At 72.7% G+C, this 18,352-nt stretch carries 14 protein-coding genes; 5 read left to right on the top strand and 9 right to left on the bottom strand.

Annotated elements, in window-relative coordinates; translation table 11 throughout:
- Nucleotides 1–33: 33 nt before the first annotated feature.
- Nucleotides 34–3,588, bottom strand: a complete 3,555-nt coding sequence (gene metH / locus ACIQWX_RS21145; RefSeq protein WP_400873388.1) for a methionine synthase — start codon at nt 3,586–3,588, stop codon at nt 34–36.
- A gap of 38 nt (nt 3,589–3,626) precedes the next feature.
- On the opposite strand from metH, the gene ACIQWX_RS21140 reads away from it, so the two are divergent.
- A complete protein-coding gene (locus ACIQWX_RS21140) occupies nt 3,627–4,532 on the top strand; it encodes a PAC2 family protein (protein ID WP_086681120.1) in 906 nt (301 codons plus the stop codon).
- A 1-nt stretch (nt 4,533) separates the two neighbouring features.
- On the opposite strand, the gene ACIQWX_RS21135 is transcribed toward ACIQWX_RS21140, so the two are convergent.
- Nucleotides 4,534–5,436: a phosphotriesterase gene (locus ACIQWX_RS21135; RefSeq protein WP_400873385.1), complete on the bottom strand. Its 903-nt coding sequence runs from the start codon at nt 5,434–5,436 to the stop codon at nt 4,534–4,536.
- 38 nt (nt 5,437–5,474) lie between these two features.
- On the opposite strand from ACIQWX_RS21135, the gene ACIQWX_RS21130 reads away from it, so the two are divergent.
- Nucleotides 5,475–6,020: a CGNR zinc finger domain-containing protein gene (locus tag ACIQWX_RS21130; protein WP_400873383.1), complete on the top strand. Its 546-nt coding sequence runs from the start codon at nt 5,475–5,477 to the stop codon at nt 6,018–6,020.
- A 21-nt stretch (nt 6,021–6,041) separates the two neighbouring features.
- Here the strand turns inward: ACIQWX_RS21130 and ACIQWX_RS21125 are convergent, their stop codons facing one another.
- From ACIQWX_RS21125 to ACIQWX_RS21115, 3 genes are read right to left on the bottom strand one after another with little or no spacing between them, the layout of a single operon-like run.
- On the bottom strand, nt 6,042–6,875 hold the full coding sequence (locus ACIQWX_RS21125; protein WP_400873380.1) for a metallophosphoesterase family protein: 834 nt from the start codon (nt 6,873–6,875) through the stop codon (nt 6,042–6,044).
- Entirely contained in the window at nt 6,839–8,113 is a 1,275-nt protein-coding gene (locus ACIQWX_RS21120; RefSeq protein WP_400873377.1) for an MFS transporter, read from the bottom strand. Before ACIQWX_RS21120 ends, ACIQWX_RS21125 begins: the two co-directional genes overlap by 37 nt.
- Nucleotides 8,110–8,697 carry an ArsR/SmtB family transcription factor gene (locus ACIQWX_RS21115; RefSeq protein WP_400873374.1) on the bottom strand — a complete coding sequence of 196 codons (588 nt, stop codon included), beginning with the start codon at nt 8,695–8,697 and terminating at the stop codon, nt 8,110–8,112. The genes ACIQWX_RS21120 and ACIQWX_RS21115 overlap by 4 nt, the downstream gene beginning before the upstream one ends.
- A 147-nt stretch (nt 8,698–8,844) precedes the next feature.
- Here ACIQWX_RS21115 and ACIQWX_RS21110 point away from each other — a divergent pair, with 147 nt between their 5' ends.
- Complete coding sequence (locus ACIQWX_RS21110) at nt 8,845–9,321, top strand: MarR family winged helix-turn-helix transcriptional regulator (protein ID WP_400873372.1); 477 nt, start codon at nt 8,845–8,847, stop codon at nt 9,319–9,321.
- Nucleotides 9,322–9,478: 157 nt separating this feature from the next.
- Nucleotides 9,479–11,110, top strand: coding sequence for an ABC-F family ATP-binding cassette domain-containing protein (locus ACIQWX_RS21105; RefSeq protein ID WP_400873369.1), 1,632 nt, complete (start codon nt 9,479–9,481; stop codon nt 11,108–11,110).
- A gap of 50 nt (nt 11,111–11,160) precedes the next feature.
- On the opposite strand, the gene mshC is transcribed toward ACIQWX_RS21105, so the two are convergent.
- The gene (mshC, locus tag ACIQWX_RS21100) at nt 11,161–12,399 is read right to left on the bottom strand and encodes a cysteine--1-D-myo-inosityl 2-amino-2-deoxy-alpha-D-glucopyranoside ligase (protein ID WP_400873366.1); all 1,239 of its coding nucleotides are present in this window, start codon (nt 12,397–12,399) and stop codon (nt 11,161–11,163) included.
- Between the two features lie 68 nt (nt 12,400–12,467).
- Complete coding sequence (locus ACIQWX_RS21095) at nt 12,468–13,229, bottom strand: MerR family transcriptional regulator (protein ID WP_400873363.1); 762 nt, start codon at nt 13,227–13,229, stop codon at nt 12,468–12,470.
- A 130-nt stretch (nt 13,230–13,359) separates the two neighbouring features.
- Between ACIQWX_RS21095 and ACIQWX_RS21090 the strand changes: the two genes are divergently transcribed.
- Nucleotides 13,360–14,688 carry a hypothetical protein gene (locus ACIQWX_RS21090; protein ID WP_400873360.1) on the top strand — a complete coding sequence of 443 codons (1,329 nt, stop codon included), beginning with the start codon at nt 13,360–13,362 and terminating at the stop codon, nt 14,686–14,688.
- 232 nt (nt 14,689–14,920) lie between these two features.
- On the opposite strand, the gene ACIQWX_RS21085 is transcribed toward ACIQWX_RS21090, so the two are convergent.
- Both ACIQWX_RS21085 and ACIQWX_RS21080 read right to left on the bottom strand, forming a co-directional pair.
- Complete coding sequence (locus ACIQWX_RS21085) at nt 14,921–16,885, bottom strand: hypothetical protein (protein ID WP_400873357.1); 1,965 nt, start codon at nt 16,883–16,885, stop codon at nt 14,921–14,923.
- A complete protein-coding gene (locus tag ACIQWX_RS21080; protein ID WP_400873355.1) occupies nt 16,882–18,279 on the bottom strand; it encodes an ATP-binding protein in 1,398 nt (465 codons plus the stop codon). The genes ACIQWX_RS21085 and ACIQWX_RS21080 overlap by 4 nt, the downstream gene beginning before the upstream one ends.
- Nucleotides 18,280–18,352 lie beyond the last annotated feature (73 nt).

Below are 18,352 nucleotides of genomic sequence, written 5' to 3'. Positions count from 1 at the left end.
ACGGCATCGAGTCCGTCCACAGTGGATTCTCCCTCAGGTGTTGAAGTACTTCGCTTCCGGGTGGTGGCAGACGATCGCGTCGGTCGACTGCTCGGGGTGCAGCTGGTACTCCTCGGACAGCTTGACGCCGATCCGGCCCGGCTCGAGCAGCGCGACGATCTTCGCCCGGTCCTCGAGATCGGGACAGGCGCCGTAGCCCAGTGAGAACCGTGCTCCACGGTAGCCGAGCTTGAAGAAGTCCTCGACGTCGTCGGGGTCCTCTGAGGCGACCGCCACACCGCCGGGGAAGGTCAGCTCGCCCCGGATGCGGCAATGCCAGTACTCGGCGAGTGCCTCGGTGAGCTGGACGCCGAGGCCGTGCACCTCGAGGTAGTCGCGGTAGGCGTTCGCGGCGAACAGCTCGTTGGCGTAGTCGGCGATGGGCTGGCCCATGGTGACGACGGTGAACGGGACGACGTCGACCTCTCCCGATTCGCGGGGCCGATAGAAGTCGGCCAGGCAGAGCCGCCGGTCGCGGCGCTGGCGCGGGAAGGTGAAGCGCAGCCGCTCCGGCGCGGCCGGTTCGGGCTCGGTGAGCACGACCAGGTCGTCGCCCTCGGCGACGCACGGGAAGTAGCCGTAGACGACGGCCGCGTGCGCGAGGACGCCGTCGGCGGTCAGCCGGTCGAGCCAGTACCGCAGCCGCGGCCGGCCTTCGGACTCGACGAGCTCGTCGTACGTCGGCCCGGCGCCGCCGCGGGCGCCCTTGAGGCCCCACTGGCCCATGAAGGTCGCGCGCTCGTCGAGCATCGCGGCGTAGTCGGCGAGGGCGACGCCCTTGACCACGCGGCTGCCCCAGAACGGCGGGGACGGCAGCGGGACGTCGGTGGCGACGTCCGAGCGCGCGGGCGGCGGCCCTTCGAGGGCTTCTTCCTCCGCCTTGCGGGCTTTCCGCGCCTCCGCGATCCGCAGCGAGCGTTCACGGCGTTCCTTGCGCTCGGCGCGCTTCTTCTCCGCGTCGGCGTCGACCAGCGGCGACTCCCCGCGCTTGGCGGCCATGATCGCGTCCATCAGCCGCAGCCCCTCGAACGCGTCGCGGGCGTAGCGGACGTCGCCGGAGTACAGCTCCGTGAGGTCGTTCTCCACGTAGGACCGGGTCAGCGCGGCGCCGCCGAGCAGCACCGGCCAGCGCGCGGAGACGCCCCGGGAGTTCATCTCCTGGAGGTTCTCCTTCATGATCACCGTGGACTTGACCAGCAGCCCGGACATCCCGATGGCGTCGGCGCCGTGCTCCTCGGCGGCGTCGAGGATGGTCGTGATCGGCTGCTTGATGCCGAGGTTGACGACCTCGTAGCCGTTGTTGGACAGGATGATGTCGACGAGGTTCTTGCCGATGTCGTGGACGTCGCCGCGGACGGTGGCCAGCACGATCCGGCCCTTGCCGGAGTCGTCGTCCTTTTCCATGTGCGGCTCGAGGTGCGCGACGGCGGCCTTCATGACCTCGGCGGACTGCAGCACGAACGGCAGCTGCATCTGCCCGGACCCGAACAGCTCGCCGACGGTCTTCATGCCGGACAGCAGCGTGTCGTTGATGATCTGCAACGCGGGCCGCTGTTCCAGGGCCGCGTCGAGGTCGCCGGTGAGGCCGTTGCGCTCGCCGTCGACGATCCGGCGTTCGAGGCGTTCGAACAGCGGCAGCGCGGCCAGCTCTTCGGCCCGTGACGCCTTCGACGACGCCGCGCTGACGCCCTCGAACAGCGCCATCAGTTCCTGCAGCGGGTCGTAGCCCTCGCGGCGGCGGTCGTAGACGAGGTCCAGCGCGACCGCGCGCTGGTCGTCCGGGATCCGGGCCATGGGCAAGATCTTCGACGCGTGCACGATCGCGGTGTCCAGTCCGGCTTGGACGCATTCGTGCAGGAACACGGAGTTGAGCACCTGCCGCGCGGCGGGGTTGAGGCCGAAGGAGATGTTCGACAGGCCGAGCGTGGTCTGGACCTCGGGGTGGCGGCGCTTGATCTCGCGGATGGCCTCGATCGTCTCGATGCCGTCGCGGCGGGATTCCTCCTGCCCGGTGGCGATGGTGAAGGTCAGGGCGTCGATGATGATGTCGGACGTCCGCACGCCCCAGGTGCCGGTGATGTCCTCGATGAGCCGGGTGGCGATGTCGGCCTTCGTCTGCGCGGTCCGCGCCTGGCCCTCTTCGTCGATCGTGAGGGCGACGACCGCGGCGCCGTACTCGCTGACCAGTTCCATGACCTGGGTGAAGCGGGACTCGGGGCCGTCGCCGTCCTCGTAGTTGACGGAGTTGACCGCGCAGCGGCCGCCGAGCCGTTGCAGGCCCGCTTTCAGCACGGGGACCTCGGTGGAGTCGAGCATGATCGGCAGGGTCGACGCGGTGGCCAGGCGCCCGGCCAGTTCGGCCATGTCCGCGGTGCCGTCGCGGCCGACGTAGTCGACGCACAGGTCCAGGAGGTGGGCGCCGTCGCGGGTCTGCTCGCGGGCGATCTCGACGCAGTCGTCCCACCGGCCCTCGAGCATCGCGGTGCGGAACGCCTTCGAGCCGTTCGCGTTGGTCCGCTCGCCGATCATGAGCACGCTGGCGTCCTGCTTGAACGGCACGGCCTGGTACAGCGAGGACACGCCGGGCTCGGGCCGCGGCCGCCGGGCCGCCGGCGCGGTGTCCGCGACGGCGGCGGCGAGCTGCCGGATGTGCTCGTCGGTGGTGCCGCAGCAGCCGCCGACCAGGCCGACACCGAACTCGCGGACGAACCCGGTCAGCGCCTCGACCAGGGCTTCCGGGCCGAGCGGGTAGACCGCGCCGTTCGGACCGAGCTCCGGCAGGCCCGCGTTCGGCATCACCGACAGCGGCACCCGGGCGAGCTTCGCCAGCTGCCGCAGGTGCTCGCTCATCTCGGCCGGGCCGGTGGCGCAGTTGAGGCCGATGACGTCGATGCCGAGCGGTTCCAGCGCGGCCAGCGCCGCCCCGACCTCGGTGCCGAGCAGCATCGTGCCGGTGGTTTCGACGGTGATCGAAGCGAGGATCGGCACCCGGCGGCCCTCGGCGGCCATGGCGCGCTTCGCGCCGATGATCGACGCCTTCGTCTGAAGGATGTCCTGGGTCGTCTCGACGATCACCGCGTCGGCGCCGCCGGCCAGCAGGCCGCGGACCTCCTCGCGGTAGGCGTCACGCAGCGTGGTGAACGGCGCGTGGCCGAGCGTCGGCAGCTTGGTGCCGGGGCCGACCGAGCCGAGCACGAACCGCGGCCGGTCCGGCGTCGCGAACTCGTCGGCGGTCTCGCGGGCCAGCCGCGCGCCTGCCTCGGCCAGCTCGAAGATCCGCTCGGTGATGTCGTACTCGGCGAAGTTGGCGAAATTGGCCCCGAAAGTGTTCGTCTCGACGGCGTCCGCGCCCGCCTCCAGGTAGCCCCGGTGCACCGAGCGGACCACGTCCGGCCGGGTGACGTTGAGGATCTCGTTGCAGCCTTCGAGGCCGTCGAAGTCGGCCAGGCCGAGGTCGTGGGCCTGCAGAGCGGTGCCCATGGCGCCGTCGGCCACCAGAACGCGCGAGCGCAGGGCTTCGAGGAAGGGCGACGACAGGCGGTCGGACATGCTGAACAGGGTAAGGCCGGTGGTCGTAGGCTGGTCCGGTGAGTGAGCCCGTCGACGAGACCCCGCGGCCGCCCGGCGACCGCCCCGAACCCACCCGTCCGCTGATGGTCGTCGCCTTCGAAGGCTGGAACGACGCCGGCGACGCGGCCAGCCGCGCGGTGGAGCACCTGCAGCTGAACTGGGACGCCACGCCCCTGGCCGAACTGGAGCCCGACGACTACTACGACTTCCAGGTCAGCCGCCCGACCGTCCGGATGGTGGACGGCGTCACTCGACGGGTGGACTGGCCGACGACAACGCTGTCGGTGTGCCGCCCCGACGGGTTCGACCGGGACGTCGTGCTGGTGCAGGGCCCCGAGCCGAACATGCGCTGGCGCGCCTTCTGCGCGGAGCTGCTGGAGCACATCAAGCAGCTCGACGTCGCGACCGTGGTGACGCTGGGCGCGCTGCTCGCCGACACCGCGCACACGCGGCCGGTCCCGGTCACCGGGACGGCGTACGACAAGGACACCGCGTCGCTCTACGGGCTCGACCTGAACAACTACCAGGGCCCGAGCGGCATCGTCGGGATCCTGCAGGACTACTGCGTGCAGGCGGGCATCCCGGCCGTGTCGATCTGGGCCGCGGTGCCGCACTACGTGTCGCACCCGCCGTCCCCGAAGGCGACCCTCGCCCTGCTGCACAAGCTGGAGGACATCCTCGACGTCGAGATCCCGCTCGGGGCGCTGCCGGAGCAGTCCGAGGAGTGGCAGCGCACGGTCAGCGAGATGGCCGACGAGGACGAAGAGATCAGCGAGTACGTCCGCAGCCTCGAGGAGCGCGGCGACGCGCAGATCGAGGTCGCCGAGCAGGACGTCAGCGGCGACAAGATCGCCGCCGAGTTCGAGCGCTACCTGCGCCGCCGCGGCCGGGGCGGCGGGCAGGAAGGTTTCGGGCTCCGCTGAATCATCCGAGCCGGCTGGTGGCGAACGCCCGCGCGGGGTTCGCCACCAGCGCGGCCGTGACGACGTCGCCGCCGAGCCGCCTGGTCAGCCCTGGCGCCAGCGTGGTGAGCAGGTAGGACGCGCCCGGCTGGTGCCGCGCGGCGGCGGTGGTCGTGTCGCCGCCGAGCAGGAGCTGCCCGCCGTGCCCGGCCTCGACGAGGGCTTCGAGGCCGTCGAACAGCCGCCAGTCGGTGGCGTGGTTGGCCCGCGACGGCCCGTCGAAGCCGAGGAACACGCCGGTCTCGGCAATCTGCCGCTGGGTGCGCGGGTCCGGGTTGCGGTTGAGGTGCCCGAGAATCACCTTTTCCGGTGAGACGTCGAGTTCGTCGCACAGCAGCTCGACCGTCTCCAGGGCCGCCGTGCCCAGTTCGAGGTGCACGGCGATCGGCGCGCCGGTCTCCTGGTGGGCGACCGCGGCGGCGGTCATCGTCAACCGGGCGTGGGCGTCGATCGTGTGGAAGGCGCCGGCCACCTTGATCAGCCCGGCGCGCGGCGCGGTGTCCGTGGTCAGGTCTTCGACGAAGACGCGGGCCAGATCGTCGACGACCCGGCTCAGCGCGGCGGGCGCGTAGTGCTCGGCGCGGTGCAGCCCGGTGGCGCCGACGAGGTGGACCCCCGTCTCCCGCGAGAGCCGGGCGAGGTCGTCCATCCTGCGGCCGAGCCCGTGCGGCGTCCATTGGACGAGGGCCGCCCCGCCTGCCGCCTGGAAGCGGTTCAGTTCGGTCGCCGCGGCCGCCGGGTCGTCGAGTTCCTGGCCCGGCAGGAGTTTCGAGGCGAAGAAGAGGTGGTCGTGCGCGTTCGTCACGCCCAGTTCGGCCGGATCGATGTCGCCCAGCACCGTGCGGATCATTGCTTCCCCAGTCATGGGACCGAGTGTAACGCCTGACCCGTTACACTCGGAGTGTGTCCGAAGACTTCCGCCTCGACATGGGCGCTCCGTGGCTCAACCTGCTCGCCACTCGTGGCCGCCACTTCGGGGCACAGCCGGTCGAGCGGATCCCGACGGTCGAGCGGCTGCGCGACTGGCTGGCGTGCGTCGAGCTGACGCCGCTCGCGCCGGTCACCGACCGGGACCTCGAGGCGGCTTACCGGCTGCGCGAGGCACTACGGCCGCTCGCGTTGGGCGCGGTCGACGGTGTCGCCCCGACCGCGGACGAGGTCGGGTCTTTGTCTCGCTTTCTCAAGCCCGAGCCGGTGCAGGTGGCCGCCCTGGACCGGCTCTATCGTGACGCCCCGCCGACGGCGGACGCGGCGTTCGCCCGGCTCGCCCACCAGGCGGCCGACTGGCTCACCGGACCGCTGCGCCACGACCTGCGGGCTTGCCCGGAGCAGGACTGCCGGGGCGTATTCGCCGACCCGGGCGGCCGGCGGCGCTGGTGTCCTTCCCCGGCGTGCGCCAGCCGGGGCCGGGTGAGGGCGCTCAGGAAGCGGCGACGCGGAGAATCTTGACGGCGCGCTTCGGCACCGCCGTCACGACGGCCACAGGATCCGCCTCATCGGCACCGCGCCGCGCGCCCGCTTGCGCCACTCGCGCGGGTAGCCCAGCGAAACCTCCTCGAACCGCACCCCGTCCGCCTCGGTCGTGCGCGGGATGTGCAAGTGGCCGTACACCGCGATCTCCGCTCGGTAGCGCACGTGCCAGTCCTCGGTCTTCGTCGTGCCGCACCACAGGGCGAACTCCGGCCAGTACAGCGGCGCCGTCGGGTGGCGGTGCAGCGGCCAGTGGGACATCAGGATCGTGCCGTGGTCGGCCGGGATCGCGTCCAGGCGCTCGGTGCTGATCTTGAGGCGGTCCTCGCACCACGCCTGGCGGCTCGGGTACGGGTCCGGGTGCAGGAAGTACTCGTCCGTGCAGACCACGCCGGCGGCCCGCGCCTGGCTCAGCGCCTCCTCCAGGGACTTGCCCTCGGCCTCCGGGGTCCGCCAGCTGTAGTCGTAGAGCAGGAACAGCGGCGCGATCGTCAGCGGCCGGGCGGCGTGCGGCCAGACCGGGTACTCGTCCTCCGGCGTCAGGACCCCGAGCTTCCGGCACTCGTCGACCAGGTGCTCGTACCGGGCCTGCCCGCGCAGCTGGCACGGGTCGCCGTTCGTCGTCCACAGCTCGTGGTTGCCCGGCACCCAGACGACCTTCGCGAACCGTTCGCTCAGGGTCTTCAGGGTGCCGATGGTCGCTTCGGCCCGCTCGGCGACGTCCCCGGCCACGAGCAGCCAGTCTTCGGGCGTCTCCGGGACGACCGAGTCGAGGATGGGGCCGTTGCCCTCGTGGGTCACGTGGAGGTCGCTGGTGGCGAAGAGGTGCGGCACCCCTCCACCGTAGCCACCGCGGTGGCGGGTTCTTCGCGAAACCTGCGGATTACGGGTGGTTTGCGCACCACTACGAGGATTCCCGCCAGCACGTAGACCCCGGCCTGGACGTTCAGCAGCACCGCCGGCCCGGTCGTCGCGACCAGCGTCCCCGCCAGCAGCGCCCCCGCCGTCGTGCACAGGGCGACCGCCGCGAACGTCGTGCTCAGCACCCGGCCGGCCCGCTCCGGCGCGACCGCGCTCTGGATCTCCGAGAGCACTCCCGCGCCGACGACCACGCCCGGCGCTCCGGCCAGGACGAACAGGCCCACGTACACCCCCAGCGCCGTCGTCACCATCGCCAGGTTCCAGATGACCGCCGACAGCAGGCCCAGCGCGATGGCACCCCAGCCGAGCAGCGCCGCCGGCGCCACCCGCCGGGCCACCGTGGCCAGCGCGAACCCGGCGGCCAGGCCCCCGATCGCCTGCACACCGCGCAGCAGGCCCGCGTCGGCTTCGCTGCCGCCCAGCACGTCGAGGACGTACACCACGAACAGCACCAGGAACATCCCCTGCGCCAGCGATGTGAACACCAGCGCGAGCCCGGTCCGCCACAGCCGGCGGTTGTGCGTCAGCTCGCGCAGCCCGTCCAGCCAGGCGCGCACCACGGGTTCGGGCGCGGCCGCCGGCGCGGGCGCGCTCACCCGGCGGAACGGCTTGGCCAGCAACGCCGCCGCCACGGCCAGCACCGCCAGGTAGCCGGTGATGACGTCGGCGAGCCCGCCGAAGCCGAGCAAGGCACCGCCGGCCCAGCCCCCGGCCAGCCGCGCGACGCTGCCGTTCACGCTCATCAGCCCGTTCGCGCCGGTGACCTCCTCGACGCCGACCAGCTCCGGCACCAGGGCGTTGCGCGCCGGCTCGAACACCGAGGCCAGCGCCGCCTGCGCGGCCATCACGGCGTACACCACGGTCACGCCCGGCGACGCGAGCAGCGGCAACGCGACCACGGCCAGCCCGCAGCAGACGCCGAACAGCACCGCGCGCCGGTTCCACCGGTCGGCGACCACGCCGGCGACCGGGCTCAGCAGCACCGCGGGCAGCAGGCCGAGCACGATGCTCAGCGCCGTCGTCGCGGCGGAGCCAGTGCGCTGGAAGACGTACACCGGCAACGCCACCTGCAGCATCCACTCGGCCGTCTCGCCGAAGAACGCGGCGACCCACAGCCGCGCGAACGCCGGTACCCCCAGCAGCTGCTTCATTCCTCCGCCTTCCCCGAGTGTTCGATGCGCGGGAACGCCCGCAGGCCGACGTGCACCGGGCGGGCGTCCGCCGGGGCGTCGGTCCGGATGGCCCCGACGTAGGGCCGGACCAGGGCGTCGATCGCGTCGGTCAGCCGGGTCAGCTCCTCCGGCGTGACGCGCAGCGCGTAGGTGATCAGCCCGGACGCCCCGCGCCACTGCGGGTCGAGGTCGTCGAGCGAGTCCAGGTACCGCTGGGTCAGCTCCTGCTCGTGGCCCAGGGTCGCGCCCACCATGCCGAGCTGGGCCGCGCGGTGCGCGGGGTCGTCGGCCAGCTCCCCCATCTCCAGGCCGACCTGCCGGGCGCGCCACGGCCGTTCCCGGCCGTCTTCGGCGTCCGCCCGCTCGACCAGCCCGTACTGCGCGAGCTGCCGCAGGTGCCAGCTGCAGTTGGACGCGGTCGAGCCGACCGCCTCCGCGCACTCGCTGGCGGTGCGCGGGCCGACGGCCGTGAGGTGGTTCAGCAGCGCCGACCGCAACGGGTGCGACAGGGCGCGCAGCAGCTCGACGTCCTCGATCCGCTTGCGCGGCGGCAGCTCGGCCATCGGCCATTCCTATCTGAAAGAGTCATTTCGAAAGTTCTCTTTCAGATTGGGTCCCGCCTGCGGGTTTGTCAAGCCGGTTCGCTATCGTTCGCCGGGCAGCCACTGCGCAGGGCAGTGACTGCGCGATCACCCGACCTTGGATGGACCTTGCCCGACCAGCGTGAACTCGCCACCGCCGCCGCTCTCGCCCTCCCCCGGTTCGTCGGCTCGACCGCCCTCTTCCACGCCGCGGTGGCCGAGCGGATGGCCGTCACCCCCACCGAGCTGCACTGCCTGCACCTGCTCCACGGCGGCGTCAGCGACTCCCCGACCGAGCTGGCCCGGCTGCTCGGGATGTCGACCGGCGCGTTCACGCGGCTGCTCGACCGGATGGAACAGCACCGGCTGGCCGAGCGTGCCCCGGATCCGGCCGACCGGCGCCGGCTCGTCGTCCGGCCGCTGCCCGACCGGATGGCCGAGCTCGCCGAGCTGTACGCACCCATGGCCCGGTTCGTCGGCGAGCGGCTCGCCCACCTGGACCGCCGTCAGCTGACCGCGCTCGTCGGGTTCCTCACCGACGGCACCGCGGCCGCCGAACAGGCGTCGGCGAATCTGCCGGATGTGACCCAGGCCATAACCGGTTGACTAACTCTACTGATGTTGCGTTAACCTGGCTCCACTATGAGGAACTGAACCGCGCCCATCCCGCTTCCGAGGCGGCACCCGGTCGAGCCCGACGCTCCCGCGTGCCACGACGCCCGGCGGGATTTCCGCTCTTCTCATCCGGGCCCGGTGATGCGCAATGTCTACCCTTTTCCCTTTGCAGGCCAAGGACGTCGTCTTCGGCTACGGCACCCGCGTCGTCCTCGACGGCGTCTCGCTGACCGCGTCGGCCGGGCAGCGGCTCGGCCTGGTCGGCGAGAACGGCACCGGCAAGTCCACCCTGCTGCGGCTGCTCGCCGGGCTCGAAGAACCCCGCTCCGGCGAGGTGCTGCGCGGCCCGGACGTCGGGTTCCTGCTGCAGGAGCTGCCGTTCGGCCCGGACGCGACCTTCAGCGACGTCCTCGACGACGCGCTGGCCGAGATCCGCGTCGCCGCGGCCCGGCTCGACGAGCTGACCACGGCGATGACCGACCGGCCCGACGATTCCGCGGTCCTGGAGGAGTACGGCCGGGTCCTGGAGTGGGCCCAGGCCCACGACCTCTGGGACGCCGACCGCCGCGCGAAGCTCGTGTGCGACGGGCTCGGCCTGGGCGGTGTCGAGCCGGACCGCCGGCTCGGCACGCTGTCCGGCGGGCAGCGGTCCCGGCTCGGCCTGGCCGCGCTGCTGGTCCGGCGACCGGAAACGCTGCTGCTCGACGAACCGACCAACCACCTCGACGACGCCGCGATGGCGTTCCTGGAACGCCACCTCACGGAGCTGACCGGGATCGTCGTGCTGTCGTCGCACGACCGGGTGTTCCTCGACGCCGTCTGCACCGACATCGTCGACCTCGACCCGGCCGCGGCCGACCGCCAGGCCGGCGGCGCGGTCCGCTACGGCGGCAGCTACACCGACTACCTCGGGCACAAGAAGGCCGAGCGGGCCCGGTGGGAGCAGCGGTTCGCCGAAGAACAGGAGGAGCTGAAGGAGCTGCGGGAGACCGTCGCGGTCACCGCGCGCGACGTCGCCTACGGCCGGGCGCCCCGCGACAACGACAAGTTCATCCACAAGTTCAAGGGCGCCCGCGTCCAGAAGACGATCTCCCGGCGGGTGCGCGACGCCGAGCAGCGGCTCGAAAACCTGGAACGCGATCAGGTGCGCAAACCGCCGGCGCCGCTACGGTTCCGGGCGGAGCTGACCGGCCGCTCCACCGGTGACGGACCGGCGATTTCGGTGCGGTCACTGGAAGTGCCGGGGCGGCTTCGGTTGCCGCACCTCGACGTCGACGGTTCGGCTCGGCTGCTCGTCACCGGCGGGAACGGCGCCGGGAAGTCGACGCTGCTGTCGGTGCTGGCCGGCCGGCTCACGCCCGCGGCCGGCGCCGTCCACTTCGGACACGGAGTGCGGGTCGGGTTGCTGGAGCAGGACGTCGCGTTCGCCGAGCCGGAGCGGACCGCGGCCCGGGTGTACCGGGACACGCTGGGCGAGGACGCTCCCCCGCTCGGACACCTGGGCCTGCTGGCGTCCCGGGATCTCCGGCAGCCCGTCGGAGCGCTCTCGGTCGGTCAGCGGCGACGGCTGGCGCTGGCGATCCTGCTCGCCGAACCGCCGGACGTGCTCCTCCTGGACGAGCCGACGAACCACGTTTCGCTGACCCTGGCGGAAGAACTGTTCGCGGCCCTCGAAACGGCGCCGGGCGCGGTCGTCATCGCGTCCCACGACCGGTGGCTGCGCCGGGACTGGCAAGGCGAGCACCTGGAACTGGCCGACGGCCACCCCGCCGCCGTGTAGGTCGTTATACAGGGCGGCACTTTCACGTGAAAGTGCCGCCCTGGGCCTCGTCAGAGGGTGATGCCGAGGAGGGCGTCGACGGCGATGCGGATCAAGCCCGGGGCCGTCGAATCCGTGCCGTCGCGGCGCAGGGCCTCGTTCGCCCACGCGTCGATCGCCGCCAGGGCCTTCGGCGTGTCCAGGTCGTCGGACAGGTGATCACGCAGCCGGGTGATCGTGTCCTCCGCCGAGGGGCCGGTCGGCAGCGAAACGGCTTCGCGCCAGCGCGCCAGCCGCGTCTCGGCTTCCGTGAGGAGCGCGTCCGTCCACGGCCGGTCCTCGCGGTAGTGGCCGGCGAACAACGCGAGCCGGATCGCGCCCGGGTCGACCTGGTCGGCCCGCAGGCGCGAGACGAACACCAGGTTCCCGCGCGACTTCGACATCTTCTCGCCGTCGAGGCCGATCATCCCGGCGTGCACGTAGTGGCGGGCGAACGGCCCGTCCTTGGCGACGGCCTCCGCGTGCGCCGCGCTGTACTCGTGGTGCGGGAAGATCAGGTCCGAGCCGCCGCCCTGGAGGTCGAACCCGAGGCCCAGCCGGTTGACGGCGATCGCGCTGCACTCGATGTGCCAGCCCGGGCGGCCCGGGCCGAGCTCGGACTCCCACGACGGCTCGCCGTCGCGGGCCACGCGCCACAGCAGCGCGTCCAGCGGGTGGCGCTTGCCCGCGCGGTCGGGGTCACCACCGCGTTCGGCGAAGAACTTCCGCATGGTCGGCTCGTCGTAGTTCGACTCGTAGCCGAACTTCCCGGTCGCCGAGTGGTCGAAGTAGACGTCCGGGAACTCCGGGTCGTCGGCCCGGTAGGCGGCGCCGTTGGCCAGGAGCTTCGCGATGACCTCGACGATCTCCGGGATGCTCTCCACCGCGCCGACGAACTGCTTCGGCGGCAATACACGCAGTGCCACCATGTCCTCGCGGAACAGCGCCGTCTCGCGCATGCCCAGCACGACCCAGTCGTCCTGGTCGCGCTCGGCCCGCTCGAGCAGCGGCTCGTCGATGTCGGTCACGTTCTGCACGTAGTGGACGTCGTGCCCGTTGTCCCGCCACACGCGGTTCACCAGGTCGAAGGCCAGGTACGTCGCGGCGTGCCCCAGGTGCGTCGCGTCGTAGGGCGTGATGCCGCAGACGTACATCCGGGCGGTGGCGCCGGGCGCGGTCGGGCGGATCTGCCCGGTGGCCGTGTCGTGGAGCCGCAGCGGGCGGGGGGTGCCGGGGATGCGGGGCACGTCGACCGATGACCAAGTCTGCATACCCTCGACTGTAAGCGTTCGCTCCGGCACCCTCCCGCCCGGTGGGACTCCTCCCCCACGTGGCGGTGTCATTCCTCCCGGTGGGCCGCGTTCGCTTCGATGGCGTCGCGGATGAACGCCCCGACGCCGGGGCGCTGCTCGCCGGCCCGGACCAGGAACTCCAGCTGCGCCGGCTCGGTGGCGTACAGCGCCGCGATCCGCCGCTGCGTCTCGTAGGAGCACCCGCCCAACGCGCGGGAAAGCATCTCCCGGTGCGCTTCGGCCAGCTCCGCGGCTTCGGGGCTGTCCGGTGCGCGGCCCGCGTCCAAAACGGCGCCGAGCCGGGCCACCCAGTCCCGCCGGGCCGCCTCACCGGCGACCAGGTCCTCCTTGGTCGGTACGGGCGCCCCCCGCCACTCGGGGGTGTGGCCCCACCGGCGGGCCGCTTCCTCCGCGTAGCCGTCCGGCTCGCGGAACTCGCCGAACACTTCGAACTTCTCCTCGGGCGTCAACGCGTTGCCCATGGCTCTCGCCTCCATCACGCGATCGACGGCCGCGACCATCCGCCCGAGCTCGCCCATCCGCGCCACCAGCAGCTCCCGCTGCTTCTTCAGGTGCGCGTCGGCGTCGATGCCCGGGTCGTCGACGAGGGTCGCGATCGTCTCGAGGGGGAACCCGAGCTCCCGGTAGAACAGGATGCGCTGCAGCCGGTCGAGATCGTCGTCGCTGTAGCTGCGGTACCCGGCGTGCGTGCGGCCGCTCGGGCCGAGCAGGCCGATCTCGTCGTAGTGGTGCAGCGTCCGGACGGTGATCCCGGCCAGTGCGGCGACCTTGCCCACGGGATGCCCCATCGGTTTCCCCTCTTCTTCTCCGGCCGTTCCGGCCCTTGCGGAGATCACGGTGGTGCCTCACGCGACGTGAGGGTCAAGCGTCACCCTTCCGCAACCGCCGTCGCGCGACGAGCGCGGTTAGCCTGGCCGGATGGGCACCATGATCGTCTTGGGCGGTGCGGTCGCCGTGATCGCGCTGGTCACGGCGGTCGTCCTGCTGTGGCTGCGCCGGCGCCGGCCCCGGCCGGTGTTCGGCCCGGTTCCCCGCGAACCGCTTTCCGCGGTGCGCCGCGACGACCTGCTGGCGAAGATCGACGAGACGTTCCGCGCAGGCCGCTCCTGCGTCCTGCTGGGCCGCGGCGGGGTGGGCAAGACCCACGTCGCGGCCGCGTTCGCCCGCGAAGCCCGCTCGCCGGTGCTCTGGGTGGCGGCGGCGGACCCGGCCAACACCGCGCGCGCCTACGCGGAACTGGCGCGGCAGCAGGGGTTGACCGGCCCCGAGGCGGGCCTCGCGTGGCTCGACGGCCGCGACGGCGCCGTGGTGGTCTTCGACGGCCCGACCGACCCGGACGCGCTCACCCGGTGGCTGCCCGCCCGGGCCCGGGTCCTGGTCACCACGACGGTGCCGGACTTCGAGATCCTCGGCGCGACGGTGCCGATGACCGGCTTCGACCCGGCGACGGCCGCCGGCTACCTGGAGGCTCGATCGGGTTTGGAGGCCGCCGACGTGCCCCGCGAACTCGGCTACCTGCCGCTGGCCCTCGCCCAGGCCGGCGGGGTGATCCGGGCGTCGGGCTCCACCGAGTACCTCGACCGGCTGCCGTGCGCGCTGGTGCTGGAGCGCGAACCGGGTGAGGACCATTCGCCGTGGGTGGAGGACACCACGCTCGCCGCCCTGCGCACGGTCGCGGCGCGGGACGGCCGAGCTTCGGTCGTCGCCGAGATCCTGGCCGTGCTGGCGCCGCGCGGCGTGCGGCGGGCCGTGGTGCACCGAGCCGGCCCGGACCCGGTGGCGGTGGACACCGCGCTGGCCGGCCTGGAGGCGGCGTCACTCGCGGAATTCGACGTCGGCGGCGAGGTCGTGACGATGCACCGCCTGACCCGGCGCGCGGTGCTGGGGCAGCTGCACGCGCAGGAGCGCCTGGCCGAGGTCCTGGACCGGGCGTTCGCCGTGCTGGACACCGAGGACACGGCCGACCTGGCCGACCACGCCGCCGCGGTGTGGCGGAACTTCCGGGCGCTGCCGTCGGTGTCGGCGGGCCCGCGGCTCGGGCCGGTTCTGCGGCTGCGGCGCCGGTCGGTCGACCTGCTGGTGGCGGAAAGCGCATTCACGCAGGCTCGGGCGCTCGGCCGCGAGGTGCTCGCCGACCACGACGCGTACCTGCCGGCGGGCCACGAAGACACCGTGCTCGCCGCCCGATCGCTGGACCGGGCGACACACCCGCCGGCGCCGGCTCAGCGCCGGCGGGTGCGCAGGTAGTCGCTCATGCTCGGGCCCGGCCCGCCGACGCCGACTCCGTGCCGCCGGGTGCGAGCTAGCCGATCACCACCGCGGCACCGAGACCAGGCCCCGCCGCGCTTATCGCCCACCACCGCGCCGGGGCAGGCCGGACCCAGCCGACGACCGCTCAGCACCGCCGCACCGAAGCCGGGCCGCCGCACCACGCTCGCCGCCCGAACCCCCGACCAACGGCACCCCGGTCGGCGCCGGCTCAGCGCCGGCGGGTCCGCAGGTAGTCGCCCACCACCGCGGCACCGAGACCGTCCAGGTCCGGCGCCACCACCCGGCCGCCCGACCTCCGCGCGATGACGTCGACGAACGCCGTCAACCTCGGGTCGTCGCCGAGGCGGAACACTGTCACCGACGCACCCAGCTTGGCCAGGCGATCCACTTCGGACAGTGTCTTGTGGAGGGTCCGCGGCTGGGGCGGGTAGTCGAAGACCGCTTCGCCGTCCGGTTCCAGGTGCGCGGTCGGCTCGCCGTCGGTGACCATCAGCACCACCGGCTGCGCGTCGGGGTGGCGCCGCAGGTGCTGCCCGGCCAGCAGCAGCCCGTGGTGGGCGTTCGTGCCCTGCTCCCACGCGCCCTCCAGCCCGACCAGCTCCGGCAGCTCCACCGACTGGGCGTAGCGGCCGAACGTGATCAGCTGCAGCGCGTCGTTGCGGAAGCGCGTGCTGATCAGCTGGTGCAGCGCGAGCGCCGTGCGCTTCATCGGCAGCCAGCGGCCTTCCTGCACCATCGACCACGACGTGTCGACCAGCAACGCCACCGCCGCCCGCGACCGGTGCTCGGTCTCCACCACCTCGACGTCCTCGACGTCGAGACGGACCGAAGGCTCCCCCACCGAAACCGAGCGCAGCACGGCGTTGCGGATCGTCCGCGGCACGTCCCAGGGCTGCATGTCCCCGAACCGCCACGGCCGCGACGCGCCGGTGGGCTCGCCCGCCGCGCCCGCCGACTCGGTCTCGCGGTCGCCGGTCTTGCCGCGCAGCGCGTTCACGATGTCGGCCAGCGCCGTCTCGCCCAGGCGCCGCAACGCCTTGGGAGACAACCGGAGCGAGCCGTCGGCGGCCCGTTCGAACAGGCCCTGGCGGCGCAGCTCACGCTCCAGTTCGGACAGTCGCCGCGCGTCGACACCGGCGTCCTTGCCGAGCTGGCGTTCGAGCGCCTCCAGGTCGATATCCTCCAGGCTCGCGCCCGGGTAGGACTGGCTCAGCTGTTCGGCCAGCGCGTCCAGCTCGGCGAGATCCGCCATCGCCTGGGCGCCCTCGCCCATGCCGAGCGGGTTCTTGCCGCGGAAGCGTTCCGAACCGGTCCAGTCCTCGCCCGGCCGCGCGGCCCGTAGCTGACTGTCCAATTGGGACAGCTGCTGCGCCAGCCGCGGGTCGCCGAACGCCTGCTGGGTCAGCTCGGCCAGTTCCGCGCGCTGCTCGGCCGACATCGAGTTGAGCATCCGCTGCGCGGCGGCCGACCGCTCGGCGAGCGCGTCGATCAGCTCTTCGACGTTGCGCGGGTTCTCCGGGAAGAACTCGCCGTGCTTGGCCATGAAGTCCTCGAAGCGCTCCTGGACGTCCTCGGCGCCCTGCGCGTGCGCGGCGAGGAGGTCGTTGAGGTCCGAGAGCATCTCGTTGATCCGCTCGACGTCCTCGGGACCGGCGTTCTGCAGCGCCTGCTTCATGCCCTGGAACCGCGACTCCATCAGCTCCTGGCCGAGCAGGTCGCGGATCTGCTGGTAGTTCTCCCGGCCCTGCTCGGAGCGCCAGTCGTAGTTCGCCAGCTCGTTGACGGCGGCGGCCGTCCCGGAGGGCAGCGCGTCGAGCTGGGCCTCGCGGAACCGCGCTTCGTCGTCCGGGTCCGGGAACAGCTCCCGGCGTTCGGCGTCGAGGGCCTCCTGCAGCAGGCGCTGGACCTCCTGCAGGGTGCCGTTCAGGTTGTTGCGGCGCTGGATCTGCGCGCGGCGCTGCCACAGGCGCCGGCTCAGCTCGTCCAGGCCCGACGTGCGCTCGGTGCCGCGCCGGAGCAGCTCTTCCAGCGCGGACCGCGGCGACGACCCGGCCATCACCTCGCGGCCGATCTCGTCGAGCGCGTCACGCAGGTCGGCCGGCGGCGCGAGGGGGTCCGGCCCGTCGTGCCACGGGCCGTAGGAGTAGCCGTCGGGAAGCGGGACCGCGGTCATCGGCCGTAGACGGTCGTCGCGTCGTCGGAGTCCTTGGCCAGCCGGCGGGCCAGGAACAGCGATTCGAGGGCGAGTTCGACGGCGGCCGCGATCCGGCCGGCGGGCTCGTCGGCGGACACGCCGGCGCGCTGGGCGACCTCGTGCAGCACCGGGAGCTCCGGCAGGGCCGCGAGGACGTCCTTGGCGGGGACGCGCTCGCCGGTGGCGACCAGGTGGCCCTCCTCGACGGCGTCGGCGAGCGGGCGCAGGTCCAGCCCGGCGAAGCGGCCGCGGGCCGTCTCGGCGATCGCCCGGCGCATCAGGTGCACGAGGTGCTCGATCTCGCGGCCCTCTTCGCCGGGTTCGAACTCGATCTTGCCCCGCAGCACGGACGGGACGGCGTCGAGGTCGACCGGCCGCGCCACGGCGGGCTCTTCACCGGTCAGCGCCGCGCGTCGCAGGGCCGCGGCCGCGACGGTCTCCGCCGCGGCGACGGCGAACCGCGCCGACACGCCGGAGCGCTGGTCGATGACGGTCGATTCGCGGAGGTTCCGGACGAACCGGGCGAGGACCTCCAGCAGCGGCTCGCCGACTTCGGCGACGAGGTGGGCCTCCTGCTTGACGACGGCGACCTCGGCCTCGACGTCCAGGGGGTAGTGCGTGCGGATCTCGGCGCCGAAGCGGTCCTTCAGCGGGGTGATGATCCGGCCGCGGTTGGTGTAGTCCTCGGGGTTCGCGGTCGCGACGAGCAGGACGTCCAGGGGCAGCCGCAGCGTGTAGCCGCGGACCTGGATGTCGCGCTCCTCCATGACGTTGAGCAGCGCGACCTGGATGCGCTCGGCGAGGTCGGGCAGCTCGTTGATGGCGACGATGCCGCGGTGGGCGCGCGGCACGAGGCCGAAGTGGATGGTCTCGGGATCGCCGAGGCTGCGGCCTTCGGCGACCTTCACCGGGTCGACGTCGCCGATCAGGTCACCCACGGAGGTGTCGGGCGTGGCGAGCTTCTCGGTGTAGCGCTCGGAGCGGTGGCGCCAGGCCACGGGCAGGTCGTCGCCGAGTTCGGCGGCGCGGCGCAGCGACGCGGGCGTGATCGGCTGGAGCGGGTGCTCGCCCAGCTCGGAGCCTTCGATGACGGGCGTCCACTCGTCGAGCAGGCCGGCGAGGGTGCGCAGCAGCCGCGTCTTGCCCTGGCCGCGTTCGCCGAGCAGGACGACGTCGTGACCGGCCAGCAGCGCGCGCTCGAGCTGCGGCAGCACGGTGCGGGAGAAGCCGACGATGCCGGGCCAGGCGTCCTCGCCGTTCTTGAGGGCGGTCAGCAGGTTGTCGTGGATCTCTTGCGCGATGGGGCGCGGCTCGTACCCCGCCGCGCGCAGGGCCCCGGCGGTCCGGGGAAGAGCGTCTGGAACAGCGTTCACCCGTTCGACGCTACTGCCGGATCGGCGGTCCGTCGATGTGGAGCGACTCCAGCGTGGGCGCGCTGCTGCCTTG

The organism is Amycolatopsis sp. NPDC098790, assembly GCF_044759945.1.
Classification (GTDB): Bacteria; Actinomycetota; Actinomycetes; order Mycobacteriales; family Pseudonocardiaceae; genus Amycolatopsis.
Note: the sequence above shows the minus strand (reverse complement) of the source record. Positions and strands in the feature narration are given on the sequence as shown.

Excerpts from the sequence above, each read along its gene's own strand:
- metH (WP_400873388.1), bottom strand. The coding sequence starts at position 3,588 with ATGTCCGACCGCCTGTCGTCGCCCTTCCTCGAAGCCCTGCGCTCGCGC.
- ACIQWX_RS21135 (WP_400873385.1), bottom strand. The coding sequence starts at position 5,436 with ATGACTGGGGAAGCAATGATCCGCACGGTGCTGGGCGACATCGATCCG.
- ACIQWX_RS21120 (WP_400873377.1), bottom strand. The coding sequence starts at position 8,113 with ATGAAGCAGCTGCTGGGGGTACCGGCGTTCGCGCGGCTGTGGGTCGCC.
- ACIQWX_RS21115 (WP_400873374.1), bottom strand. The coding sequence starts at position 8,697 with ATGGCCGAGCTGCCGCCGCGCAAGCGGATCGAGGACGTCGAGCTGCTG.
- ACIQWX_RS21105 (WP_400873369.1), top strand. The coding sequence starts at position 9,479 with ATGTCTACCCTTTTCCCTTTGCAGGCCAAGGACGTCGTCTTCGGCTAC.
- mshC (WP_400873366.1), bottom strand. The coding sequence starts at position 12,399 with ATGCAGACTTGGTCATCGGTCGACGTGCCCCGCATCCCCGGCACCCCC.
- ACIQWX_RS21095 (WP_400873363.1), bottom strand. The coding sequence starts at position 13,229 with ATGGGGCATCCCGTGGGCAAGGTCGCCGCACTGGCCGGGATCACCGTC.
- ACIQWX_RS21090 (WP_400873360.1), top strand. The coding sequence starts at position 13,360 with ATGGGCACCATGATCGTCTTGGGCGGTGCGGTCGCCGTGATCGCGCTG.
- ACIQWX_RS21085 (WP_400873357.1), bottom strand. The coding sequence starts at position 16,885 with ATGACCGCGGTCCCGCTTCCCGACGGCTACTCCTACGGCCCGTGGCAC.